The organism is Niveispirillum sp. FG148, assembly GCF_057809655.1.
Map to the genome: position 1 here is coordinate 20,673 of NZ_JBMDKJ010000006.1, position 23,188 is coordinate 43,860.

The 23,188-nt window shown below is 66.1% G+C and carries 29 protein-coding genes; 16 read left to right on the forward strand and 13 right to left on the reverse strand.

Annotated features, from left to right (window positions below; translation table 11 throughout):
- Positions 1 to 49 precede the first annotated feature (49 nt).
- Positions 50 to 973, reverse strand: coding sequence for a zinc ABC transporter substrate-binding protein (locus ACODTW_RS08290; RefSeq protein WP_488945498.1), 924 nt, complete (start codon positions 971 to 973; stop codon positions 50 to 52).
- A 132-nt stretch (positions 974 to 1,105) separates the two neighbouring features.
- On the opposite strand from ACODTW_RS08290, the gene znuC reads away from it, so the two are divergent.
- From znuC to ACODTW_RS08320, 6 genes are all read left to right on the forward strand, one after another.
- A complete protein-coding gene (gene znuC, locus ACODTW_RS08295) occupies positions 1,106 to 1,948 on the forward strand; it encodes a zinc ABC transporter ATP-binding protein ZnuC (RefSeq protein ID WP_488945499.1) in 843 nt (280 codons plus the stop codon).
- Entirely contained in the window at positions 1,948 to 2,757 is an 810-nt protein-coding gene (locus tag ACODTW_RS08300) for a CPBP family intramembrane glutamic endopeptidase (protein WP_488945500.1), read from the forward strand. The genes znuC and ACODTW_RS08300 overlap by 1 nt, the downstream gene beginning before the upstream one ends.
- Positions 2,750 to 3,535, forward strand: coding sequence for a metal ABC transporter permease (locus ACODTW_RS08305; RefSeq protein ID WP_488945501.1), 786 nt, complete (start codon positions 2,750 to 2,752; stop codon positions 3,533 to 3,535). Before ACODTW_RS08300 ends, ACODTW_RS08305 begins: the two co-directional genes overlap by 8 nt.
- 368 nt (positions 3,536 to 3,903) lie before the next feature.
- Entirely contained in the window at positions 3,904 to 4,599 is a 696-nt protein-coding gene (locus ACODTW_RS08310; protein ID WP_488945502.1) for an RNA polymerase sigma factor, read from the forward strand.
- Entirely contained in the window at positions 4,596 to 5,123 is a 528-nt protein-coding gene (locus ACODTW_RS08315) for a hypothetical protein (RefSeq protein ID WP_488945503.1), read from the forward strand. The genes ACODTW_RS08310 and ACODTW_RS08315 overlap by 4 nt, the downstream gene beginning before the upstream one ends.
- Positions 5,120 to 5,731 carry a periplasmic heavy metal sensor gene (locus ACODTW_RS08320; RefSeq protein ID WP_488945504.1) on the forward strand — a complete coding sequence of 204 codons (612 nt, stop codon included), beginning with the start codon at positions 5,120 to 5,122 and terminating at the stop codon, positions 5,729 to 5,731. Before ACODTW_RS08315 ends, ACODTW_RS08320 begins: the two co-directional genes overlap by 4 nt.
- A 94-nt stretch (positions 5,732 to 5,825) precedes the next feature.
- Here ACODTW_RS08320 and ACODTW_RS08325 read toward each other — a convergent pair whose 3' ends face one another.
- The 3 genes from ACODTW_RS08325 to ccmA all read right to left on the reverse strand — a co-directional run bounded on the left by ACODTW_RS08325 (position 5,826) and on the right by ccmA (position 8,830).
- Positions 5,826 to 7,247 (reverse strand): peptidoglycan DD-metalloendopeptidase family protein, encoded by a 1,422-nt coding sequence (locus tag ACODTW_RS08325; RefSeq protein ID WP_488945505.1) that lies wholly within the window; start codon positions 7,245 to 7,247, stop codon positions 5,826 to 5,828.
- 204 nt (positions 7,248 to 7,451) lie between these two features.
- Positions 7,452 to 8,117 (reverse strand): heme exporter protein CcmB, encoded by a 666-nt coding sequence (gene ccmB, locus ACODTW_RS08330; protein WP_488945506.1) that lies wholly within the window; start codon positions 8,115 to 8,117, stop codon positions 7,452 to 7,454.
- Positions 8,114 to 8,830, reverse strand: a complete 717-nt coding sequence (ccmA, locus tag ACODTW_RS08335; protein ID WP_488945507.1) for a heme ABC exporter ATP-binding protein CcmA — start codon at positions 8,828 to 8,830, stop codon at positions 8,114 to 8,116. Before ccmA ends, ccmB begins: the two co-directional genes overlap by 4 nt.
- A 269-nt stretch (positions 8,831 to 9,099) precedes the next feature.
- Between ccmA and ACODTW_RS08340 the strand changes: the two genes are divergently transcribed.
- The 5 genes from ACODTW_RS08340 to ACODTW_RS08360 all read left to right on the forward strand — a co-directional run bounded on the left by ACODTW_RS08340 (position 9,100) and on the right by ACODTW_RS08360 (position 13,199).
- Positions 9,100 to 9,489: a hypothetical protein gene (locus ACODTW_RS08340; protein WP_488945508.1), complete on the forward strand. Its 390-nt coding sequence runs from the start codon at positions 9,100 to 9,102 to the stop codon at positions 9,487 to 9,489.
- Between the two features lie 117 nt (positions 9,490 to 9,606).
- Complete coding sequence (locus ACODTW_RS08345; protein WP_488945509.1) at positions 9,607 to 10,734, forward strand: type III PLP-dependent enzyme; 1,128 nt, start codon at positions 9,607 to 9,609, stop codon at positions 10,732 to 10,734.
- Between the two features lie 287 nt (positions 10,735 to 11,021).
- Complete coding sequence (locus ACODTW_RS08350) at positions 11,022 to 11,717, forward strand: TorF family putative porin (RefSeq protein WP_488945510.1); 696 nt, start codon at positions 11,022 to 11,024, stop codon at positions 11,715 to 11,717.
- 320 nt (positions 11,718 to 12,037) lie between these two features.
- Positions 12,038 to 12,466, forward strand: coding sequence for a flagellar basal body rod protein FlgC (locus ACODTW_RS08355; RefSeq protein WP_488945511.1), 429 nt, complete (start codon positions 12,038 to 12,040; stop codon positions 12,464 to 12,466).
- Between the two features lie 121 nt (positions 12,467 to 12,587).
- Positions 12,588 to 13,199 carry a hypothetical protein gene (locus tag ACODTW_RS08360; protein WP_488945512.1) on the forward strand — a complete coding sequence of 204 codons (612 nt, stop codon included), beginning with the start codon at positions 12,588 to 12,590 and terminating at the stop codon, positions 13,197 to 13,199.
- 10 nt (positions 13,200 to 13,209) lie between these two features.
- On the opposite strand, the gene ACODTW_RS08365 is transcribed toward ACODTW_RS08360, so the two are convergent.
- The 6 genes from ACODTW_RS08365 to rpmB all read right to left on the reverse strand — a co-directional run bounded on the left by ACODTW_RS08365 (position 13,210) and on the right by rpmB (position 17,416).
- A complete protein-coding gene (locus ACODTW_RS08365; RefSeq protein ID WP_488945513.1) occupies positions 13,210 to 14,100 on the reverse strand; it encodes a diguanylate cyclase in 891 nt (296 codons plus the stop codon).
- Complete coding sequence (tgt, locus tag ACODTW_RS08370) at positions 14,097 to 15,326, reverse strand: tRNA guanosine(34) transglycosylase Tgt (protein WP_488945514.1); 1,230 nt, start codon at positions 15,324 to 15,326, stop codon at positions 14,097 to 14,099. Before tgt ends, ACODTW_RS08365 begins: the two co-directional genes overlap by 4 nt.
- Before the next feature lie 45 nt (positions 15,327 to 15,371).
- Complete coding sequence (locus tag ACODTW_RS08375; protein ID WP_488945515.1) at positions 15,372 to 15,770, reverse strand: type II toxin-antitoxin system VapC family toxin; 399 nt, start codon at positions 15,768 to 15,770, stop codon at positions 15,372 to 15,374.
- Positions 15,767 to 16,162, reverse strand: coding sequence for a helix-turn-helix domain-containing protein (locus ACODTW_RS08380; RefSeq protein WP_488945516.1), 396 nt, complete (start codon positions 16,160 to 16,162; stop codon positions 15,767 to 15,769). Before ACODTW_RS08380 ends, ACODTW_RS08375 begins: the two co-directional genes overlap by 4 nt.
- A 36-nt stretch (positions 16,163 to 16,198) precedes the next feature.
- The gene (locus tag ACODTW_RS08385; protein WP_488945517.1) at positions 16,199 to 16,981 is read right to left on the reverse strand and encodes a queuosine precursor transporter; all 783 of its coding nucleotides are present in this window, start codon (positions 16,979 to 16,981) and stop codon (positions 16,199 to 16,201) included.
- A 138-nt stretch (positions 16,982 to 17,119) separates the two neighbouring features.
- A complete protein-coding gene (rpmB, locus tag ACODTW_RS08390; RefSeq protein WP_054166970.1) occupies positions 17,120 to 17,416 on the reverse strand; it encodes a 50S ribosomal protein L28 in 297 nt (98 codons plus the stop codon).
- A gap of 263 nt (positions 17,417 to 17,679) precedes the next feature.
- On the opposite strand from rpmB, the gene ACODTW_RS08395 reads away from it, so the two are divergent.
- Genes ACODTW_RS08395 through ACODTW_RS08410 form a run of 4 tightly spaced genes read left to right on the forward strand, consistent with a single transcriptional unit; the run spans position 17,680 to position 20,007 of the window.
- Positions 17,680 to 17,925, forward strand: a complete 246-nt coding sequence (locus ACODTW_RS08395) for a hypothetical protein (RefSeq protein WP_488945518.1) — start codon at positions 17,680 to 17,682, stop codon at positions 17,923 to 17,925.
- Positions 17,926 to 17,956: 31 nt separating this feature from the next.
- Entirely contained in the window at positions 17,957 to 18,439 is a 483-nt protein-coding gene (locus tag ACODTW_RS08400; protein WP_488945519.1) for a tRNA (cytidine(34)-2'-O)-methyltransferase, read from the forward strand.
- A 36-nt stretch (positions 18,440 to 18,475) separates the two neighbouring features.
- On the forward strand, positions 18,476 to 19,375 hold the full coding sequence (gene hemF, locus ACODTW_RS08405; protein WP_488945520.1) for an oxygen-dependent coproporphyrinogen oxidase: 900 nt from the start codon (positions 18,476 to 18,478) through the stop codon (positions 19,373 to 19,375).
- A gap of 14 nt (positions 19,376 to 19,389) precedes the next feature.
- Entirely contained in the window at positions 19,390 to 20,007 is a 618-nt protein-coding gene (locus ACODTW_RS08410; RefSeq protein ID WP_488945521.1) for a histidine phosphatase family protein, read from the forward strand.
- A gap of 15 nt (positions 20,008 to 20,022) precedes the next feature.
- On the opposite strand, the gene ACODTW_RS08415 is transcribed toward ACODTW_RS08410, so the two are convergent.
- From ACODTW_RS08415 to ACODTW_RS08425, 3 genes are all read right to left on the reverse strand, one after another.
- On the reverse strand, positions 20,023 to 20,676 hold the full coding sequence (locus ACODTW_RS08415; protein ID WP_488945522.1) for a TerC family protein: 654 nt from the start codon (positions 20,674 to 20,676) through the stop codon (positions 20,023 to 20,025).
- 370 nt (positions 20,677 to 21,046) lie between these two features.
- The gene (locus tag ACODTW_RS08420) at positions 21,047 to 21,379 is read right to left on the reverse strand and encodes a hypothetical protein (protein WP_488945523.1); all 333 of its coding nucleotides are present in this window, start codon (positions 21,377 to 21,379) and stop codon (positions 21,047 to 21,049) included.
- A 211-nt stretch (positions 21,380 to 21,590) separates the two neighbouring features.
- Positions 21,591 to 22,064 carry a DUF721 domain-containing protein gene (locus tag ACODTW_RS08425; protein ID WP_488945524.1) on the reverse strand — a complete coding sequence of 158 codons (474 nt, stop codon included), beginning with the start codon at positions 22,062 to 22,064 and terminating at the stop codon, positions 21,591 to 21,593.
- 28 nt (positions 22,065 to 22,092) lie between these two features.
- Between ACODTW_RS08425 and mutY the strand changes: the two genes are divergently transcribed.
- Positions 22,093 to 23,169: an A/G-specific adenine glycosylase gene (mutY, locus tag ACODTW_RS08430; protein WP_488945525.1), complete on the forward strand. Its 1,077-nt coding sequence runs from the start codon at positions 22,093 to 22,095 to the stop codon at positions 23,167 to 23,169.
- Positions 23,170 to 23,188 lie beyond the last annotated feature (19 nt).

The following is a 23,188-nucleotide window of genomic DNA, read 5'->3' on the forward strand; positions in this document are numbered from 1 at the left end:
GCCGCTATTGCACAATGGTCAGCAGCGATAGCACGGGTTGCGCCCCGGATCAGCCCCCGGAAAGGCAATCCACCAGTGAGCGCAGGTTGAAGCGCATCAAAGCAGGGTACAGATCAGGCCCGTCCGGGATGTTGGCTCCTTCCGGGTCCAGCACGCCCGTACGCGCCCCCGTACCCTCGGCCAGGGTGTGGACCAGCGCCGGCTCGAACTGCGGTTCGGCGAAGATGCAGGTGGCTCCCACCTCCTTCACGCGGCGGCGCAGTTCCGTCAGGCGGGCGGCCCCCGGTGGCTGGTCCGGGGTGACGGTGATGGTCCCGGCCGCATGCAGCCCGTACCGGTCCTCCAGATAATGATAGGCGTCATGGAAGGTGACGAAGGGGCGTGTGCGCAGCGGCTCCAGCGCCACCATCATCTCCGTGTCCAGCCGGGTCAGCATGTCGTGCTGGGCCGCGGCATTGGCATGGTAGGTGGCGGCATGGGCCGGGTCCAGGCGCGACAAGGTTTCGGCCAACGCGTCGGTAATGCGCATGGCGTTGCGCGGGTCCAGCCAGACATGCCCATCAACCGACAGATCGCCGCCAATGGCCTGACCGTGATCATGCCAATCATCCCAGGCCCCGCCCGCGCGCGTCGGCAGCAGGGGCAGGCCCGGCAGGCGCATCACCGTCATCACCTCTGCTGCCGTGGCCAGGGTGGTCAGCGGCTTTTCCAGGAAGGTCTCCAGCGCCGGACCGGTCCACACTACCAGCTGCGCACCCGCCAACGCCTTGGCATCCGACGGTCGCAGGGCAAAGGCGTGCGGACTGGCCGCCCCCCGCACCAGCAGATAGGGTTCTCCCACCCCCCGCATGACCCCGGCGGCCAGCGAATGCAGCGGCTTCACCGACACGACCACTTGCGGCGGTGCGGTGGCGGCTGCCGGCAAGGGCAGGCCGAGAACCAACAGGGCCAGGATCAGGAGGCGGCGGAACATGGGGAGGAGCCTTGACGCGATGAGAGCCCTGCAGATGTGTTATAATGTAACATTTGTCAAGGCGGGCAGCATGGCGTAAACCCTGCGGCAGGCGCAGGCCAGACCGCCAGTGCTATTATGGGAGCCCTGCCATTGTCCGCCGTCCTGCTGAAAGCCGAGGGGTTAAGCCTGTCGCGCGGCGACCGCACCGTGCTGGACAATGTCGGCCTGACGGTGGGGGCGGGGGAGATCGTCACCCTGATCGGGCCCAACGGGGCGGGCAAGACCAGTCTGGTCAAGCTGTGCCTGGGGCTGATCCAGCCTGATGCCGGCCGCATCGAACGACGTCCGGACCTGCGCATCGGCTATATGCCGCAGCGTCTGGCCGTGGACCCGGCGCTGCCCCTGCGGGTCGACCGCTTTCTGTCGCTCTGGTCGAAGATCGACCGGGCGGAGATGCTGGCGGCCCTGACGGAGGTTGGGGCTGCCCATGCCATCGACCGGGCCATCCAGACCCTGTCGGGGGGCGAACTGCAACGTGTGCTGCTGGCGCGTGCGCTGCTGCGCCGCCCGGACCTGCTGGTCCTGGATGAACCGGTGCAGGCGGTGGATGTGCATGGGCAGATCGCCCTGTTCGAACTGATCGGGGATATCCGCAACCGGCGTGGTTGCGGCGTGCTGCTGGTCAGCCACGACCTGCATCTGGTCATGGCGCGCACCGATACGGTGATCTGCCTGAACCGGCATGTCTGCTGCCAGGGCAAGCCGGACGACGTGTCGCGCCACCCTGAATATGTCGCCCTGTTCGGCCGCCACGCGGAAGCGCTGGCCATCTACCACCACAGTCACGATCATGCGCATGCCGACGATGGTTGTGTGGTGGCCCCGGGGCAGGAGCACACGCCGCACAGCCGTCACCATGATTGCGGCCATGACCATCATCAGCATGGCCATCACGACCATGGCGGAGGCCATCACGATCATGGTGCCGGCTGATGGTTCCCCTGGCCACCCTGGCCGGATTCGTCCTGCTGGCCTATGGCCTGTCCTGGGTGCTCTGGCTGCCGCTGGTGCTGGAGCCCGCGCCGGATGGCGGCGCGCGCGCTCTGGTCTGGCACTGGGCGGGCAGCATGGGGCCGTGTCTGGCGGCGCTGTTCGTTTCGGCCCGCCGGGGGCGTGCGGCCCTGCGGGAATGGGCGCAGGGACTGATACGCTGGCGGGTGTCACTGCCGCTGCTGGCGGCCGTGCTGCTGGGGCCGCTGCTGGCGCTGGGCGTGGCTCAACTGGCGGCAGGGCCGCTCGGTGGACCGGCGCCGGACGTGGTGGGCATGGTCCGCTGGCCGGAATGGCCCTTTGCGACGCCGTGGCTGTTCCCGCTGGGCCTGCTGCTCTTCGTCGGTGTCGGGGAGGAGGCGGGATGGCGCGGATTTCTGCTGCCAGCCTTGCTGCCCCGTCTGGGCTTTCGCGGGGCGGTGACCGTCGTGGCCGTGATCTGGGCAGTCTGGCATCTGCCCTTGTTCTGCTTCCGGCCTACGCTGGCGGCCATGGATGCGGCCGGAATCGCCGGCTGGGCCTTCAGCATCCTGGTTGGATCGGTGCTGACCGGCTGGATCTGGGTCCGCTCGCATGGATCATTGTGGCCCGTCATCATCCTGCACACCACGCTGGACCTGGCCTTCACGGCCGCCGCGGCGACCCCTGTCAGCAATATGGTGATCGGCATGGGGCTGACCTTGCTGGCCGTGCTCTGCCTGCGGCGGATTCCATCTGCATCAAAATCACTGCCTGGGGGACGCCATGGATGATTTCCTGATCCGGGCGCTGGCCGCCGGCATCGGTCTGGCCCTGGTGGCGGGGCCGTTGGGCTGTGTCGTGGTCTGGCGGCGCATGGCCTATTTCGGTGACACGCTGTCCCATTCGGCCCTGCTGGGCGTAGCGCTGGGCTTCCTGGCCGGGATCGGCGCCAGTGCCGGCATCATCATCGTCTGTCTGGCCATCGCTGTCGCCCTGACCTTGTTGCAGGAACAAAGGCGACTGGCCAGCGACACGCTGCTGGGCATCATCTCCCATTCCACCCTCAGTCTGGGACTGGTGGCCGTCGCGGTGCTGGGCTCTGTCCGCGTCGACCTGCTTTCGTATCTGTTCGGCGACATCCTGGCGGTGGACACGGGCGCGCTCTACGCCATCTGGGGCGGGGGCGCTGTGGTGCTGGCGCTGCTGGCCTGGATATGGCGGCCCTTGCTGGCCCTGACGGTGGACGAGGATCTGGCGCGTGTGGAAGGTGTGCCCGTTCGCTGGGTGCGCCTGGGCTTCACGATGCTGATCGCGGCCACCATCGCGCTGGCCATGAAGGTCGTGGGCATCCTGTTGGTCACGTCCCTGTTGATCATCCCGGCGGCCACGGCCAGGCGTTTTGTGCGCACGCCGGAGGGGATGGCCGGTCTGGCGGCCTTGTGCGGGGTCGGGGCCGTGGCGGCAGGGCTGGCCGCCTCCATGATGGCCGACCTGCCCACGGGGCCGGCCGTGGTGGCGGCCGGTGCGGTGCTGTTCCTGCTCAGCCATCTGCTGCCGGCCCGCGCCTGATCCTTGGTCGCGCCAGAAAACAAAACCCCCGCCGTCCGGACAGGAGCGGCGGGGGCAAGGCGACTCTGGAGAGAGGAACAATAGGGACCACCTCCGGTCCCGGCCGCCGCCTGAAGGGGCGGGGTGGCGGGGGCCGGTGGGCCGGAGGTGGCGACCCTTGCATCGCCGGGACCTGGGCCGGATGGGGCGTCCGTTGCCGGGACCCTGCACCGAAGCCATTGGGGTGGGATGCGGCATTCGGTGGCGATATGGCTTATACGCAACAGGCAAGTGAATCCTGTTCGCCGTCGCAAATATTTTTTCCATGCCCTGCAAATTCGGGCGGAAACCGGGCGACAGTCCCATAGGCCTTTTCGCGTGGAAGGGGCATGCTGGCGACGAAGCGGCTCCCGTCACCGCTGGACCTGCCGGGGCGTGACGCCCGGCAATCCAGTGCCGCCGGACGGGATCGACAGGATGAAAAGCAGGTGACCGTGACCCGGATGCCGGCTGCGGAACAGGTATTGGACGACGACACGCTGCTGGCGCGCATTGCCGATGGCGATCGTGGAGCCTTCACGGTGCTGGCCATGCGGCACAGCGCCCGTGCCCTGTCCGTTGCCCAGCGTATCCTGGGTGGTGCGGCGGAAGCCGATGAAGTCGTGCAGGAGGCCTGGGTCAAGGTCTGGACCAAGGCCGGCCAATGGCAGGCAGGCGGATCGGCCCGGTTTTCAACCTGGCTGCACCGGGTGGTGGTCAATCTCTGTATCGACCGCCGCCGCCGCCAGGGGTTCGAGGCGCTGGACGATGCGCCGGACGTGGCCGATCCGGCGCCTGCCGCCGGTACGCTGATCGCCCGGCGGCAATTGTCCGAAACCATGAAGGCGGCTCTGGCCGAGCTGCCGGAACGGCAAAGGGCAGCCGTGGCCCTGTGCTATTACGAGGAAATGAGTGCCGCCGAGGCCGGGCGGGTCATGGAACTGTCAGTACCGGCCGTGGAATCACTGCTGGCCCGTGCCCGCCGCGCCCTGCGCGGCCGGCTGACCGCCCTGGGGATTACGGGCGTGGGGGAGGATGAGGAATGAAACAGTCTGATGAGCGGACAGCGGGGATGGAGGCCATGGGGATGGCCGCCTTCCTGACGCTGCTGGAGCAATACGGCGCCGAACCGCGCCGCTGGCCCGACGCGCTGCGCGCGCCGGCCGGGAAACTGCTGGAAATGTCGTTGGAAGCCAGGGCGGAACAGCAACGTGCCGCCATTCTGGACGCGATGCTGGACAGGGCGGACGCTCCCGCTGTCAGCGAGGCGCGGGTCGCCCGCGTCGTTGCCGGCGCGCTGGCCGATCTGCCGGTCCCGGGCCTGGTGCGCCGGCGCGCCCCTTTTTCGCTACGACCAGGTGGGTGGCTGGCGCCGCTGGCAGCGTTCTGGCCGCGGGCGGCGGGGCTTGCGGCCTGTACCGCGGCCGGCGTGCTTGTCGGCACCATCACCCCGGCCAACACGGCCGCCCATTATTCGGAAGCAGGCGCCGACGTTACCGCGACGGCCGGCGTGGCTGATCTGCCCAGCGCCCTGCTGACCCCGTCGCCGATCGAGAGCCTGTTCCAATGAACCGCGACCGTGTGATCAAGACCGCGCTTCTGGCGTCGGTCGGCCTGAACCTGTTCCTGGCGGGAACCATCGTGCCGCGCTGGTTGTCGCCCAAACCACCCCATGAACGGCCCATGGCCGGACCGGAGGGCTTTGGTCCCGGCGGTGGCGGGGGGGCCTTCTTCGCCATGCGTCGCATGATTGATGATCTTCCGCCCGCAGATGCGGCCATCCTGAAGGAACATTTCGGCAGCGATGTGGATAAGCTGCGCGAGATGGGCAAATCATTACGGGATCGGATTGATCGCCTGCGCGATCTGGTGAAGGCCGATCCGTTCGACCCTGCCGCCCTGCGGGCGGAGATGGAGAAGGCGGCGGCTGATCGCGACGCCTTCGAACGCAGCCAGATGGAATCGGTGATCGAAGCGCTGGGCAAGCTGTCGCCGGAGGGGCGCAAGCGTCTGGCGGAGATGCCGCCGCCGCGCCTGATGGGGGAACGGCACGGGATGGGGCCGGGTGGTCCCGGCGGTATCCCCATGGACCCCGATCGCGGCCCCATGAACATCCCGTCCGACGGACCGCCGCCGGGGCCCGGCGGCGATGCCCCGCCGGAAGGCCCGCCGCGCTGAACCGGCAGGACCCGGGCTGACGGGAGATCAAAATGCAAAGCGGCGGGTCCGATGGCCCGCCGCTTTTCCTTTTATCCCAACGATAAACGGGGTTTCAGCCCTCGCACACCCGGCGGCCGCGTTCCATGAAGCGCAGCGGGTCCACGGGCCGTCCTTCCAGCATCACTTCGTAGTGCAGATGCACGCCCGACGCGCGGCCGCTGTCACCCACCAGGCCGACATTGCGGCCGGGCTCCAGCATGTCGCCCTTCTTCACCAGCACCTTCTTCAGGTGTGCGTAGCGGGTATGGACGCCAAAGCCATGGTCGATCTCGACCATGTGGCCATACCCCTCGTCATAGGTGACGGCGACCACCCGGCCGCTGGCGGGCAGGGCGACGGGCGAGCCTTCCCGCGTCACCAGATCCAGGCCGGTATGCCCCGCCCACTGATTGTTGAACGGGTCCAGCCGGCTGCCGAATCCGGAGGAGACATAGAAATTGTCGACCGGCGGCGAAAGCGGCAGATAGTTCTTCAGCGCCCGCAGCTTGGCCTGACGCTCCAGCCGCGACTCCAGTTGGGTCAGCGCCACGCGCGCTTCCGGTGGCAGGCCGGCTACAGGCAATTCCGGCAGCCCGATCAGGGGACCGCCGACACCGCGCGGCAGGGTATCCACCGCCCCCAGCACCTTTTCCAGATTGATGCCGGTATCGCGCAATTCACCTTCGATGGCGCCGATCCGCAGGTCGGCATGCTCCGACAGGCGGGTCAGCAGGGCGACCTGCGCCGTGGCGACGTTGCTCATCTTCTGTTCGTTGCCGGCCAGCTCGGCGGCCATCTGGTCGCGTTCTGCCCGCGCGGTTTCCGCCTCCCCCTGCCAGCGCAGCGACTGGGCCTGCGCCTCCGACAGGGCGTGGGCCAGACCCTCGCCCGCCAGGGCCAGGGCCGGGGGCTGGTCCGGGCTGGTGGTCGCCCCGTCGATGGCCAGCGTCAGGGCCGAGATCGCGGCCTGGGCACGGCGGGTGGCCACGTCCTGGCTGACATCGGTGACCATCTGCAGCGATTCCTGGGCGGCGCGCAGATGGCTTCCGGCCTCATCTGCGCCGATGCGCAGGGGGGCCAGTTCGTTGCGCACCGCGGCCAATACCTGACGCGGGGTGCGGCTGGGGTCCTTTTCCGCCTGGACCAGGGCGTCCAGGGCGGCCTTGATCCGGGCGCGCGATTCCGTCTCTTCCGCCAGGGCCGAATCGAGCGCGCCGCGGGCATTGTCCAGGTCGGCGGCGACACGGGACAGTTGCTCCCGGCTTTCGGTCAGCTGCTGTGCCAGGGCCTGGGCCCCCTGGTCGACCTGGAAGATGCTGCTACGGCTGTTGGACAGGGCCGCCGCCGTGATGATCCAGCCCAGGCTGGCCAGCGCCATGCCGGCCAGTGCCGCGCCAAGCAGCAGCGGCCGCTGGCTCGTCGCCAGCGTCATGGACCGGACATTGTCATCATCGACAATGATGACCTGATGGCTGCGGCGGAGAAATTTCAGCAAGTAGCCTCCCGTCAGTGCCGATGGGCCCGGTTTGCCGACGGGAAACCCGTCATGGCCGGCCTTTTGGCGGCGCCTTCGTCCGCGGTGCCGACACTGTCGCCGGCAGATTGGATTTTAGGCAAACACCACCCGGAAGGGCAAGGAAGGAATCGCCAACGATGTATGCCAAAAGGATATTCAACCGCCCAGATGCAGCAGGCGGCTTCAATCCAGGGCGGCACGCAGCGCGGCCGAGGCGGCCCAGGGCGACAGGGGCAGGGCCGCGGCCAGCAGGCCCGACAGCAGCAGCAGATGCGGCCGGGCTGCCTGACCCGTCAGCGTGGCATCAATGGCCGCGGCGGCGAAGATCAGGGCGGGGATATAGAGCGGCAGCACCAGCAAGGGCAGCAGGACGCCACCGCGCCGCGCGCCCAGGGTCAGGGCGGCACCGATGCCGCCGATCAGGCTCAACAGCGGGGTAACCAGCAGCAATGTGCCCAGCAGGATGGGGAAGCCGTCGGCCGGCAGGTTCAGGAACAGGGCCAGCAGCGGGGCGGCCAGGATCAGCGGCAGGCCCGTCACCACCCAATGGGCCAGAATCTTGGCTGCCGCCACGGCTTCCAGTGGCAATGCGGACAGGGACAGCAGTTCCAGTGACCCGTCTTCCAGATCCGACTGGAACAGCCGGTCCAGCGACAGCAGCGAGGCCAGCAGGGCCGCGACCAGGATGACGCCGGGGGCGATCCGGGCCAGCACGCCCGGTTCCGGCCCGATGCCGAACGGGAACATGATGACGCAGAGCACGAAGAACAGCACGACCATGGCGGCGTCCGACCCCTGGCGCAATGCCAGGCGCAGGTCGCGGCGCAGCAGCCGCAGGAAACCGCTCATTCCCCGGCCCCCGCCGCCATGGCGGCTTCTTCCTCCGTCTCGTCGTCGTCGGTGGCACCGAACGCGCCCAGGTTCAGGGTGACGGCACCCGGCAGGTCCATATCGCTGTGGGTGGACAGCACGACCATCCCGCCCGTGGCCCGGTGCGCCGCGATCAAGCCCTCCAGCCGCGACAGCGAATCACGGTCCAGCGCCGTCGCCGGTTCATCCAGCAGCCAGAGCGGGGCCACGCTGGCCGGGACCAGGGCCAGGCGGGCCAGGTTGATGCGCTTCTTCTGGCCGGCGGAAAGGTAGCGGCCCGGCATGTCGGCCACATGCGACATGGCGACGGCGCCCAGCGCCCGTTCCGACCGGCCATCGCTATCCGGCAGCCCGTCCATGCCCGCCCAGACCGCCAGATTTTCCAAGGCCGTCAGGGTCGGCTTGACCGCGTCCAGATGTCCGGCATAGCGCAGCCGGGAGCGGTGCGCGTCGGGGTCATCGGCGATGTCGGCCCCGTCCCAGAGCAGTTGACCCGAAAAGGGCCGTGACAGGCCGGCCAGCAGGCGCAGCAGGCTGGACTTCCCCGACCCGTTCGGTCCGACCAGGACAAGGGCGCCGCCCGGCGGCAGCATGAATTCCAGATCGGCGAATACCACCCTTTCGCCGCGCAGACAGGTCAGGCGGCGGGCGACAAGGCCCTGCGGGGCATGCGGGGACAGGCCGTTGGTCACGTTGGTCGGCTCCGATGGCTGGCGGACGCATGGGCGGGCACGATGCCAGAACCGACGGCAAAAGGGGTGATAAAATGCAGTGAAAGGCGCCCTATGTCGCGCCGACAAAGAAACGGCCACCGCGGGGGCTGTTGCGGTGGCCGTAATTCATCGGTCCGGGGCAGGACCGATCGGAACGGGCAAACCTCTCCGGTGGGGCCTGGGAGATCTGCCGAGACGGGGTGTCTCATACGTCTCGATGTTCCCAGGGACGAAGATGGAAAGTCCGCATGGCCAAAGTCGTGCGGGAAAGTGGCAAAATTTTGATTTGTGCCGCATGCGCGCCGCCTATGCGGAATTTCACGATCCGGAAACAAAAAACCGCTTTCTCCCTCGGGGCTTCGGCCCTATATAGCGCCAATCGCAGCGCACGTGCCTATGGCCCCCACACCCGCCCGATGGTCATTTTCAAGACTGGGCGGAGCCGTCAACCCGGTGGGGTTATGCAACGACGTAAAGCGTATCCTCGTCCGTCCCTTAAACAAGGCGGCGAATTGGAGGCTACGATGGATGTTGTTGTTGTCGGAGGGCCGGCCGCGCCCTTCGTGTCTTTTCATTCGATTGGCCGCGCCCCCTGCCATGGGGTGGCGGTTGCTCCTGGCGTCATGACCAGTATCTGACCCGCCTGGGCCGGCCGCGTTAGGCGGCACGCTTGGGCGGAACCGGACCCTATGGGTCCGGCAGAGAGCCATTCACCCTGTTGCATCACCCGCTTTCATGCCGCCTCGGAGTCATCGATGACCGAGAAGATCACCCGATTCTTCGCTGAACAGACCCCCGCTACCCCGTGTCTGGTCGTAGATCTGGACGTCGTTGCCGATAATTACGGCAAGCTGGCGACCGCCATGCCCGACAGCCGCATCTTCTATGCCGTGAAGGCCAACCCGGCGCCGGAGATTCTGCGCCTGCTGGCGTCCAACGGCTCCTGCTTCGACACGGCCTCGGTGCCGGAGATCGAATATTGCCTGGAAGCCGGAGCCTCTCCCGACCGCATCTCCTTCGGCAACACCATCAAGAAGGCCGCCGACATCCGCACGGCGCACAAGCTGGGCGTGGACCTGTTCGCCTTCGACAGCATCGAGGAACTGGAGAAGATCGCCGAGTGCGCCCCCGGTGCGCGCGTCTTCTGCCGCATCCTGACCTCGGGCGAGGGTGCCGACTGGCCGCTGTCGCGAAAGTTCGGCTGCGAGCCTTCCATGGCCCGCGACCTGCTGGTCCAGGCGGCATCCATGAATGTCGTGCCCTATGGCGTTTCGTTCCATGTCGGCAGCCAGCAGCGCGACCTGCGCCAGTGGGACATCGCCCTGTCCACCGCAGCGGAGATTTTCCGCCATTGCGAGGAAAAGGGCGTGATGCTGAGCATGGTCAATATGGGCGGCGGCTTCCCCACCCGCTACCTGAAGGACGTGCCCACCAGCCAGGCCTATGGCGAGGCCATCAATGACAGCCTGCGCCGTCATTTCGGCAATCGCCTGCCGGAGACCATCATCGAGCCGGGTCGCGGCATGGTCGGCAATGCCGGCATCATCCAGTCGGAAGTCGTGCTGATCTCCCGCAAGTCGGCCAATGATGACAAGCGCTGGGTCTATCTGGATATCGGCAAGTTCGGCGGTCTGGCCGAGACCATGGACGAGGCCATCCAGTATCCGATCCAGACCGAGCGGGAAGGCCCGGCCGAACCGGTGATCCTGGCCGGCCCGACCTGCGACAGCGCCGACGTGCTGTATGAAAAGGCGGAATATCATCTGCCGACCTCGCTGAAGATCGGCGACAAGGTGACGATCATGGCCACGGGCGCCTACACGACCACCTATTCGGCGGTCAATTTCAACGGGTTCGCCCCGCTGAAGGCCTATTACATCTAAGCTTCTATCGAACCGTCATCCATCGGATCGAGATGCAAGCCGCCCTGAAAAGGGCGGCTTGTGGCTTTTCTGTGGCCAGATGATGGAAAATTAAGCAGTTTTCAGGTCACTGCGTATTTATTTTGCAACAGTCGGGGGGATTGTTGCAAAGCAGCATGCGCGGCTTCTAGGCGTTGCGGTTGAAAATCCCCATAATCGGTCCTTGGAAGGGCCTGTCGCGTTTCTGGCATCAATATTGCTGAACGTGGTGCGGACCTTAACCATAAATGCCTCATAAGGAGTGGTTCATGCGTTTCTCCCGGTTGCTCGCCTCCACCGCGATTGTCGCCACCATGCTGGGCGCCACCGCCGTTGCGCAGGCCGCTGACGCGCCCTTCACCTTCTCCGGTACGGCCGCCATCACCAGCGACTATGTCTTCCGCGGCTACAGCCAGACCCAGGAAGACCCGGCGTTCCAGGCCGGCCTGACCGCCAGCCACGAAAGCGGCTTCTTCGCCTCCGTCTGGGGCTCGAATGTCGATCTGGGTTCCGACGCTGATGTCGAGGTCGATCTGGCCGTTGGCTTCACCAACTCGGTCGAAAACCTGACCTACACCGTCGGTGGCTATTACTACACCTATCCGGGTTCGGACGGTGCCGCCGACTTCAACTATTTCGAAGGCGGCCTGGATCTGGCCTATGCCATCGACAAGGTCACCCTGACGGGCAAGATCTACTATTCGCCGGAGTTCTACGGCGCCGCCGGCGGCGATGCCTGGTACTTCAACGGCGGCGCTTCGGTCGCTGTGACGGAAACGGTCTCCATCTATGGCAATATCGGCTATCAGGATCTGGAGAACGGTTCCAACTACAAGGATTACACGGCTGGCGTGGCTGTGAAGCTGGAGCCGTTCACGCTGGATGTGAAGTATGTGGATACGAGCGTGAAGGGCGACACCCTGGCCGACGATCGCTTCGTTGCCTCGCTGACCTACGCTTTCTGATAAGGGCGGGCATCTGCCCGTTCGATCAATCATCACGGTCCGGGTTGCGGCCGGCTCCCATCATGGGGGCCGGCCGTTGCCTTTTATACCAATTTCCGGTGAGCCGGACTCATCGGGAATTGGTACGGCGGCGACTGCCACAGCACCGCGCATGCGGCGTAGTCGAGCCGCCGGATGGCGGCGCTGGCGATTGAAGCCCGGTGATCGGTTGCGATCACCGGGACACGGGTATCAGGGGCAGTCTATCCTTTCCGCCGCTTGCGCGGGGCTGTCGGCTGATGGAAGATGGACAGCGTGCCCGGAGAAGGAGCCGGCCTTTCATGTCGATCAGCAGCACCTCCATTGCGCTGTCCGGCGCCCTGGCCCAGACCCAGCGGCTGGCCGGTTCAGCGAACAATGTTGCCAATATACGCAGCACCGGGGCCATCCCGGCGGCCGATGGCAGCGTGCAGCCAGGGCAGAAGCAGGCCTATCAGCCGGTCAGCACGGGCCAGAGCAGTGTGACCGGCGCCAATGGGCAGGGACAGGGAACGCGCGTGGTGTCGAAGCCGACGACGCCCGCCTATCTGCCCGAATATCAGCCGGACAGCACGGACGCCAACGACCAGGGCCTGATCGCGGCCCCCAATGTCGACATCACCCGGGAAAGCGTGGATCAGGTTGCCTCCCTGCGGGCTTTCCAAGCCAATCTGGCCACCATCCGCACCCAGGATGAACTGGAACGCAGTGCCATCGATACGCTGGCCTGATTCCGTTCCTTTCCAGCCTTGCCCCGCAGCCGGCGCAGAGGCAGGATGCCCGCCATGAAACCGCCATGGCGCGACGGCATCCTGAAGCCATTCGCGTCGATGACAGATCAGGATCACGCCCATGTTGCGCCGTTCGCTGCTGACCCTTGCCCTGGCCGCTCCGCTTGCCCTCGCCCTGGCGGCCCCGCTGGCTATCGTTACGCCAGCGCAGGCGCAACCGGCCGGCACCGATATCAGTGTGGGTGAACCCATCGTGCTGGATGTCGCCAGCATTGAGGTGCAGGCCGATTATGTGCCGCCGATGAAGGCGCCGAATGTCGATCATCTGATCGCCCTGACCCCGTCGGATGCCGTGCGCCTGTGGGCGACCAAGCGCCTGAAGGCCGGCGGCAGCCAGGGCCGCGCCCGAATCATCATCAAGGATGCGTCGGTCAAGGAACAGGAACTGGACCGGACGACGGGCATCAAGGGCTGGTTCACCAAGGACCAGTCGCAGAAATATGAAGGCAAGATCCAGGTCGATATCGTCATTGACGGCACGTCACGCGGATTCTCCGGCAGCGTCTCGGCCGCCGTCGCCCGTGCCACCACGGTGGCGGAGGATGTGACCCTGGCCGAACGCGAAAAGACCATGACGCAGCTGGTCCGCGATCTGGCGGCCGATCTGGATGTCGAACTGGACAAGAGCATCCGGGCCAACCTGTTCCCGGTGATCATCATCCAGGCACAGTAACGCCTGTTCTTCACGCAGCCGGTGGGGCCCACGCCTCCACCCGGTTGCGCCCGCCATGTTTGGCGGTATAGAGCGCCTGATCCGCGCGGTCGACAAGCTGGTCCACGCTCAACCCCGTCACCGCTTCCGCCGCGCCGAAGCTGGCCGTGACATGCAGCACCTGTCCATCGGCCAGCTGTACCGGCGTGGCGGCCAGATCGGCGCGCAGCCGCTCCAGCACGGCCAGCGCTTCGGGCAGGGCCGTGTCCTTCAACAGGATCAGGATTTCCTCGCCCCCCATGCGGAAGGCCTCGTCCATGGCGCGGATACCGCTGTTCAGGCAACCGGCCGCGGCCACCAGCACGCGGTCGCCCGCTTCGTGCCCATAGGTGTCATTGACCGACTTGAACTTGTCCAGATCGCACAGGGCGACACAGAAGGGCTGGCCCGTCCGGGCGAAGCGCGCCAGTTCGCGCGCGACCTCCTCGCTCAGGCCCGTGCGATTGCGCAGGCCCGTCAGCGGATCAATGCCGCTGCCGGCCACCGACAGCGCCTTCTCGATGCGGCGGCATTGCTGGATGAATTCGTCGAATCGCTCCAGCACGGCATCATAGGACCGGTAATTCGGCGGGTCCCCCTCCGCCGCGCGCATCAGCAACAGCCGGCCCATGCGGTGCAATTGGTCGTGCAGCTGCACCAGCCGGTCAAAGGCTGGCTGGTGCGCCATGCTGCCGGACTTCACCCGCCGGACCCAGGTGGCGAATCCGGGCGGCTCCGGCGCCGCCTCGGGCCCCGACCGTCCGCTCTCCCGCGCGAACAGGGCGGCGCGGTGCCATTGCGTCAGCCAGCGCAGATGCTCGTCCACCACGGCCGACAGGCCGGCATTCGTGGTGGACGCGGCATTGTCGCCGGCCTCGCTCATGCCGCGGTCCCTTCCTGGTCGCCGGGCTGCCACACCCATTTGCGCCGCGCCTCGGCCAGGGTGCCGGTGACGATGGCGGCGCGGATGTCGCGCATCAGGCGGTTCATGGTGTGGACATTGTGCATGGTCAGCAGCTGCATGCCCAGCATCTCCTCCGCCTTCAACAGATGGTGGATATAGCCACGACTGGCCGTGCGGCAAGCAAAGCAGCCGCATTCAGCGTCGATGGGGCCGTCATCATCCTTGAAGCGGGCATTGCGCATGTTCAACCGCTCCCCTTTCACGCCGGGCGCCAGGGCCCAGCCATGGCGGGCGATTCGCGTGGGGCTGACACAGTCGAACGTGTCGATGCCCAACGCCACCCCCTGGAAAATATCGACGATGCCGCCGATGCCCAGCAGATGCACGGGCCGGTCGGGATGGACATGGGCCATGGCCATGGCCACCACATCATGCATCTGTTCGCGCGTGGCCCCCAGGCAGCCGCCCACGGCCGTGGCGAAGAAATCGCGGCTGGCCGTGTATTCCGCACTCTCCTTGCGCAGATCCTCATACACCCCGCCCTGCACGATGCCGTACATGGCCTGGGGCAGGCCGTTGGCGGAGATACCGCCGAAAGAGCGGAAGGCCGCCAGGGACCGGTCGCCCCAGCGGTGCGACATCTTCATGGAACGGGCCGTGTATTTGCGGTCGACATGGAAAGGCGTGCATTCATCCAGTTGCACGACGAAGTCCGGGCCCAGCTTGCGCTGGATATCGATGGACTTTTCCGGGGTCAGGAACAGTTTCTCCCCGCTGGTATAGGACCGGAAGGTGGCCCCTTCCTCCGTGATCTTCAGCAGGGTCTTTTCCCGCGTCGTCGTGCGCCTTCCCTTCACCTCGTCCGCCACCGACCCATGGCCCATGGCGAAGATCTGGTAACCGCCGCTGTCGGTCAGCATCGGCCCGTGCCAGTTCATCATCTTGTGCAGGCCGCCCAGCTTCGCCACCAGATCGGCACCCGGCTGGATCATCAGGTGATAGGTATTGGCCAGGATGATGTCGGTCTTCTCCTCCCGCATCTGCTCCGTGGTCATGCCTTTGATGGCCGCCTTGGTGCCGCAGAAGATGAAATTCGGCGTCTGGATGGCGCCATGCGGCGTGGACAAGGTGCCGATACGGGCCTTGCTGCCGGCCGGGTCGCGATGCGTGATGTCGAAGGAAAAGCCGGGATAGGTGGAAGACATTTCGACGGACGTACTTTCAGGATTGGGGCAGTGCCGCACCGGCCATCAGGCGGGCAGGGCCGTTTGCATATCGGTATTGGCGAAATCCGCGCCTTTGTACAGAAGCGGCAGCGAATGGCTGGCCGCCAGCGCGTAGCTGGCGCAGTCGCCCATGTTGAGGCTGGCCTTGTGCCGGCCCTTGCCGAAGCGGCGGAAGGCATCAACGGCGCGGGCGGCCTGATCGCCATCGAAGGGGATGATGCGGATGGCATAATCCTCGATCAAGCCATCCACCTCGCGTAATCCGGTTTGTCCCAGCCGGGATAGGGCGACGAAGGATAGCTCCATCATTGAAACCGCCGACATGATACTGCCGGGCGCTGCGACCAAACAATCCGAGTAACTTTTGGCGTCCGGTTCGCGCAGGATGATGGCGACAAGGGCCGACGTATCAACGGCCATCATTTTGGTAGGCCATCCGCGTCATACATGTCGTCCAGCATTTGCCAGGGGGAGCGCTCGTCCAATACAGGAAGGCGGCTGATCCGTTCCAGCCGGGCCTTCACGCGTGCTGCACGCTCGGCGACGCTGAAGTCGGTCTTTGGCGGCGGTGCGGAATGGCGTACACCGCCCGGCACGAACACGGCACCCGCCTGCTCCAGCGCCGTACGGGTTCGGCGCACGATCTCCGCCGGTACCTTGGCCGTGCCGCCTATGCCTTCCAACCGGCGCAGGGCCGGCAGCGGTACGCCGGCGCGCGCGGCCAGGTCCCGCTGTGCCAGACGCAGCAGGGAACGGGCGGCCCGAAGCTGTTCGGCGGTCACCGGCTCCGGCGGAGGGGGGAAGGCGTTGTCCATGCGGGGAAGTCTAGCAGCGGGCGCCGTTCCGCTCAATCACACCGGCAGCCCGCCGACCCGCCGCACCATGCGCCGCGACAGGTACATGAAGGGCGTGTCCAGCAGGGACAGCACGACGCGCATGCCATAGGTGCCCATTATATAGGTGTGCAGCAGCGCGTCCCAGCCCACGGGATCAGGCGCGAAGACGACCCAGGCCAGGACGGAGAAGATCACGTTGTCGACCAGGGCCGACAGCATGGTGCTGCCATTGTTGCGCAGCCACAGATGCCGATCGCCCGTGGCGCCGCGGATGCGCTGATAGACCCAGACATCGAACAACTGGCTGGTCAGGTATGCCGTCATGCCGGCCGCGAACAAAGCGGGGGCCGGCGTGAACAGGGCGGAGATATGGTCCTGCATGGGCAGGGCCCATTCCATGTCACTGCCCGCCTGCTCCGCACTCATCGGCCGGAAACCCAGCGTGATGATCATGAAGATCGTGAACAGCAGATAGGCGGCAAAGCCCAAGAACACGGCCTTGCGCGCCGCATCCCGCCCATAATGTTCGGTCAGGATGTCGGTCGCCAGATAGGTTGACCCGAACAGCACCGTGCCCATGGCGACGGGATGGTCGTAAAAGCCGAACTGCACGGCCTTCAGCACCTCCACATTCGCCGCGATGACGGCGGTGGCGATGTAGAGATAAAGCCCGGCCGCCCCGAACAGCCGCGTCATAGCCAGGATCGTGCCGAAGCAGAACAGCGCCTGGAACAGCAGCAGCCCTTCCGGCGGCAGGCCGTTCAGGAAGGCGATCAGATCGGCAGGGGACAACGACATGGAATGGGCCTCGGCATCGGCACGGGCGGCAATGGCGCCGTCCGAAAACGGCAGCGGCCCCGCGAAACGATCCCCGATGGGATGTCTCGCGGGGCCGACGATACCGTCAGCAGCGATACTGGAACCGGAAGACGCCGATCAGGCGGCGGTCTTGGCGGCCAGAACCTTCTGGATCTGCTTCTTCACCTTGCGGGCATCGACGTCCAGCTTGGCGTCAGCGATGTCCAGCAGGGCGGCGTCCAGGCCACCCTTGTGCTCGATCGTGCGGATGCCGTTGGTCGACAGACGCAGACGGACCATGCGGCCCAGGGCGTCGGACATCAGCGAGGTTTCCTGCAGGTTAGGCAGGAAGCGCCGGCGGGACTTGTTGTTGGCGTGGGAGACGTTGTTACCGGTCTGCACACCCTTACCGGTCACGGCGCACTTGCGGGACATGGAACACCTATTCTCTTGCTGCTGGCGGCCACGGAACCAGGACCGGGGCGCACCTAAGACGAAAAACACCTTGTCGGCCAGGGCTGCCCCCAACCAACGAAGCCGCGTTGATAGACGAGGGGGACACGAGAGTCAAGCCCATGGACAGGTGCCGATACCAGCAATTCCGCCATGCGGATGCAGGACAGCCCCTTTCCCCCGAACGGGTTTGCTTATAGACTTCGCCGACGATCCCGCCAACAGATCCAGGACAGGGAGGGCACATGGCAGAGACGCGCGTCAATTCATCCTCGGCCGGCACGACCGGCCTGGGCGGTACTGTTGTCGAAGGCGGCCAGCGCCGCACCTCCACCGTGGCCGTGACCGGTCCCGGTGGCCGTCCCATCGCCATGGGCCGGCCCGGCAATCGCTGGCCCAATGCCAAGGAACTGGCGGCCTTGATCGTGGACGGGATGCTGCGCCTGCCCGCCCGCTATCGCCGTGGCATGTATCTGGACGTGCTGACCTGATCTGAAGGACGGGTCCGCCCCCGAATCGCCCTTGCCCCGTCTTGCCCTTTACCAGCCCGACATTCCGCAGAATGCCGGCACCCTGTTGCGGCTGGGTGCCTGCACCGGTGTCGGGGTCGATATCATCGAGCCCTGCGGCTTCATCCTGGACGACAGGCGCATGAAGCGTTCCGTCATGGATTATGCCGATCATGTCGATCTGGAACGCCATATCAGCTGGTCGGCGTTTCAGGCCCAGCGGCGCGGCCGGCTGGTGCTGCTGACCACGCGGGCGGCCGTTCCCTATACAAAGGTGGCCTATCGTCCTGACGATATCCTGCTGCTGGGCCGGGAAAGTGCCGGCGTGCCGGACGATGTGTTTGACGCGGCCGATCTGCGGGTGCTGATCCCCATGCGGCCGGGCACGCGATCCCTGAACGTGGCGGTGGCGGCCGCCATGGTCCTGGGTGAGGTGCTCCGGCAAGTGGACAGTTCTGCCGATTCCCCCATGGCAAGGCCGGGCCCGACAGGGTAAACCCTGCTACCCGCTTTGTGCCGTCGAGAAACGCCCATGCCCACGCCCCTGCCATCCCCCGAGATCCTGGCCGACCGTCAGGCCCAGGCCAAGGCCTGGTTCGAAACCCTGCGCGACCGGATCTGCGCTGCGTTCGAAAAGCTGGAGGATGATCTGGCCGGCGGCCCGCATGGCGACCTGCCCCCCGGCCGGTTCGAGCGCAAGGCGTGGGAGCGGCCCAACCATGATGGTGGCGAAGGTGGCGGCGGCGTCATGGGCATCATGAAGGGCCGCGTGTTCGAGAAGGTGGGGGTGAATGTCTCCACCGTGCATGGCACCTTCTCCCCGGAATTCCGGGGGTCGATCACGGGGGCGGCCGGCGACGGGCAATTCTGGGCCAGCGGCATCAGCCTGGTGGCCCATATGCGCAGCCCCCTGGTGCCGGCCGTGCATATGAATACCCGCATGCTGGTGACCAGCCAGAACTGGTTCGGCGGCGGGGCCGACCTGACGCCGATGTTCCTGGAAGGGGTGCAGACGGAAGAGGACAAGGCCGAATTCCATGCCGCCCTGAAAGCCGCCTGCGACGCGCATGGCGCGGACTATTACGCGCGGTTCAAGGAATGGTGCGACCGTTACTTCTTCCTGCCCCACCGCAATGAACCGCGCGGCGTGGGCGGCATTTTCTATGATCAGCTGGACAGCGGCGACTGGGCGGCTGATTTCGCCTTCACCCGCGCCGTGGGCCAGGCCTTCCTGGAGGTCTATCCCCGTATCGTGACCCGGCGCATGAACCAGGTCTGGACCGAAGCCCAGCGCGACCATCAGCTGGTGCGCCGCGGCCGCTATGTCGAATTCAACCTGCTGCATGACCGCGGCACCCTGTTCGGTCTGAAGACCGGCGGCAATATCGAGGCCATCCTGATGAGCCTGCCGCCGGAAGTGAAATGGCCGTAAGGCGGGTGCAGTCCATGGACATGATTCTGGAACGCCGCGTCATTGCGGATCATCCCATCCTGCTGGTCCGTCACGGCCAGACGCATTGGAACGTGGAAGGCCGCTGTCAGGGGCAGATGGACAGCGACCTGACGGAAACCGGCCGCGTGCAGGCCGATCAGGTGGGCCGCATTCTGGCGCGGTTGATCGGCACCCTGCCGGGCGGACGCGACGCGGTTCGGCTGGTATCCAGCCCGCTGGGCCGCACGCAGGCGACGACGCGCATCATCAACCGCCATCTGGACCTGCCCGTCACGCTGGATGCGCGGCTGGCGGAGGTGTCGTTCGGTGATTGGGAAGGTATGACGCGGACGGAGATCGAGGCGGCAAACCCCTGGCTGGCCGCCCATGGCCCCCATGGCTGGCAGTTCCATGCCCCCAATGGTGAGCGCTATGATGGGGTGCGGGCGCGGCTGCTGGGCTTTGTGGCCGATGTCGCGGCCCCGACCATCGCCATTTCCCATGGCATGAGCGGCCGCATCCTGCGCGCCCACTATGCGGGCCAGGATCCGGACACGGCCTATCGTCTGCCGGTGCCGCAGGACCGGGTGTTCCGGCTTTCGCCCGCCGGGGTGGAGGAGTTGGGGGCGTAAACGCCCCCGCCAGGATCAGCCGGCCAGACGCCCGACCAGGGGCAGCACCTGCTCGCCCCCGGCGATGATCATGTTGATGGCCACATAGAAGATCACGGCCAGACCGACATAGGCGATCCAGTGGAAGCGGGACAGCAGCTTGGCGATGGCTGTCGCGGCCGCCCCCATGAAGGCCACGGACATGGCCAGACCCAGGATCAGCACTTCCGGGTGCTCATGCGCGGCACCGGCCACGGCCAGCACATTGTCCAGTGACATGGACACGTCGGCGATGATGATCTGCATGATCGCCTGACCGACCGTCTTGCCGCCATTGGCGGGCAGCTTTTCAGCAGCCGGATTGTCATCGACGGGGTTCACGGCCTCGTCCGCGACCTCGGCCCCCAGATCCTCGCCCTTCTGCTGCCTGATCTCGCGCCACATCTTCCAGCAGACCCAGAGCAGCAGGATGCCGCCGGCCAGCGTCAGGCCGACAATGTCCAGCAGCTGCGTCGTCAGCAGGGCGAAGATGATGCGCAGCACGACGGCCGCCGCGATGCCCCAGAAGATCACCTTCGTGCGCTGTTGCGCGGCCACGCCGGCCGCCGCCATGCCGACGACGATGGCATTGTCGCCGGCCAGCACGATGTCGATCAGGATGACCTGCCACAGGGCATTCCAGAACGACATTTCAAAAAACATTTCCATCGCGAGAAGGGCCCCCACGCCCCGAACTGCCGTCAATTGCGTACCGGTGGCCCGGTGTTCCGCGTCACCGGTATTAGCATGGGCATCGCCGCTCTGGCGATGGGGAACAAAAAAGCCCGCCCCTGCGGAAGCAAGGGCGGGTTTCTAAGTCTTGGCAGTTGGATCCTGCATGAATAATGACAGGACGAAATAAGCATGGTCAGAGATGCCAATTTTGTCAAATAGAATCTAAAATAAAAATTCATAGATTATTTTCTATACTCAAATAAATCAAAATAAAGATCCTGTGCGGCAAATTAAAATTGCCGCGCATATATAAATCTTGTCTTTTCAATTGGATGGACGGAGGCCGTCAGGCCTGGGGAGGACCCGTCGACCACGGCCGATGCGCAACCTTGACCGGCTGGCCCGCATGATAGAGGCGGGCTTCCGGCGCAGCAGGCGTGAATTTGTCATGACAGGAAGGGGTCGCTGCATCGAACCCGCCACCGCCGGCTCCGTCATCGTCACCGGTGGGAATGGGGAGTTCTGGCGATGCGGCCAGAACGATGGCATTTGCCTCGTCATCCTGGCTTTGGGCAGGGTCAACGGGTGTGGCGGGGGACTGCAGCTGGTTGGCGACGGGGACTGCCGGGATCAGGTCAAGCCCATGGGCCACCGCTGGCGGTACCAGCAGCATGAACAAGCTCAGGACCAGGACAAGCAACCGCTGGACGGCCACGCGTTTTACCCTTCCATCGTCCCCTGTACGGGGCCGCTTGCATCTTACAATGGGGGTTCGCGGACCGGACGGCAAGGTCCGTCCGGGCGCATTGGCGGACGCGGATGTGATGACAGGTTGAAAGCGCCATCATGGACAGGCTGGAACGACCGCAAGCCCGACCGGTGTCACAGGCCTACCCGGCCACCGCGCGGCCCAGCCGTTCCAGCACGGCGCGCAATTCCTCATTCTCGATGGGGGCGGTGGCGGCGTTCAGGGTCGCTTCCTGTACCGGGTCCAGCCGTTTCAGCGGCTTCATGGCATAGTTCTTCTGCGGCAGGGCGGGGCCTGCATGCACCAGTTTCAGCCGGGCCACGGCGCGCCAGCCCATGAAGGCGTTGATCTTCTCCAGGATCTGCGGCTCTTCATGCTGGACCAGCAGGGCGGCAGCACTGGACACGCGGATATGCAGGACGGCATTCTCCCGCCGGCCGGCCGGGAAGACCAGCTTCAGCGGGCCCGTCTGTTCGGCCAGACGGCTGCCGACGATGGCGGCCCAGTCGGTCAGCAGGGCACCGAAGGCAAGCCCGTCCTTGCCCAGCGCCTTGCCGGCGATGGAATTCAATGTACGTCCAAGCCGTTGCGGTCCGTAACCACTGGGTTCTTTCATGTCCGTCCGATCTTCCCCTGAAGCTGCCATGAAAGCAGAAAGTACGGCCGCCGGCCAGTCCGCCGACCTGCCGGCCCGTCTTCTGGCCTGGTACGACCGGCATCGACGCGTGCTGCCCTGGCGGTCGGCGCCGGGGCAGGTGGCCGACCCCTACCGAGTCTGGCTGTCGGAAATCATGTTACAGCAGACGACGGTGGCCACCGTCGGCCCCTATTTCCAGGCTTTTCTGGGCCGTTGGCCCACGGTCGCCGATCTGGCGGCGGCCGATCTGGATGATGTGCTGCGCGCCTGGGCGGGGCTGGGCTATTACGCGCGGGCCCGCAACCTGCACAAATGCGCGCAAGCCGTGGCGCGCGACCATGGCGGCCGCTTCCCGGACAGCGAGGAAGGCCTGCTGTCCCTGCCCGGCATCGGGGCCTATACGGCGGCCGCCGTGCTGGCCATCGCGTTTGACAAGCCGGCCACGGCCATGGATGGCAATGTCGAACGGGTAATGGCCCGGCTGCATGCCGTGACCGACCCGCTGCCCGGATCAAAGCCCACGCTGCGCGCCCATGCTGCCGCCCTGGTGCCCGACCGCCGGCCGGGTGATTACACCCAGGCCCTGTTCGACCTGGGCGCCACCATCTGCGCCCCGCGCAAGCCGCGCTGCATCCTGTGCCCCTGGGCCGATGCCTGTGCCGCGCGCCGCCTGGGCATCGCCGACGATCTGCCGGCCAAGCTGGCGAAGGCCGCCAAGCCCGTGCGACGGGCGCTGGCCTTCGTCCTGACCGACGGGCGCGGCCATGTCGCCCTGCGCCGCCGTCCGGAAAAGGGCCTGCTGGGCGGGATGATGGAGGTGCCGACGACCCCGTGGGAAGCCGCCCCTTTGCCCAGCCTGCCGGCGGGTGTTGCCCATGCGCCGCTGCCGGGGATCGCCTGGTCATCGCTGCCGGGTCAGGTCCGTCATACTTTCACCCATTTCGAGTTCGAGATTGGCGTGGTGATGGGCCGGGTAGCCGGTGCCGGCGCCGGGGCGGATCTGGTCTGGGTTGCCCCGGACGCGCTGGGTGACGAAGCGCTGCCCACCGTCATGGTGAAAATCCTGCGGCACGCCCTGCGCTGAGGGTGGCCAGACGTGGGCG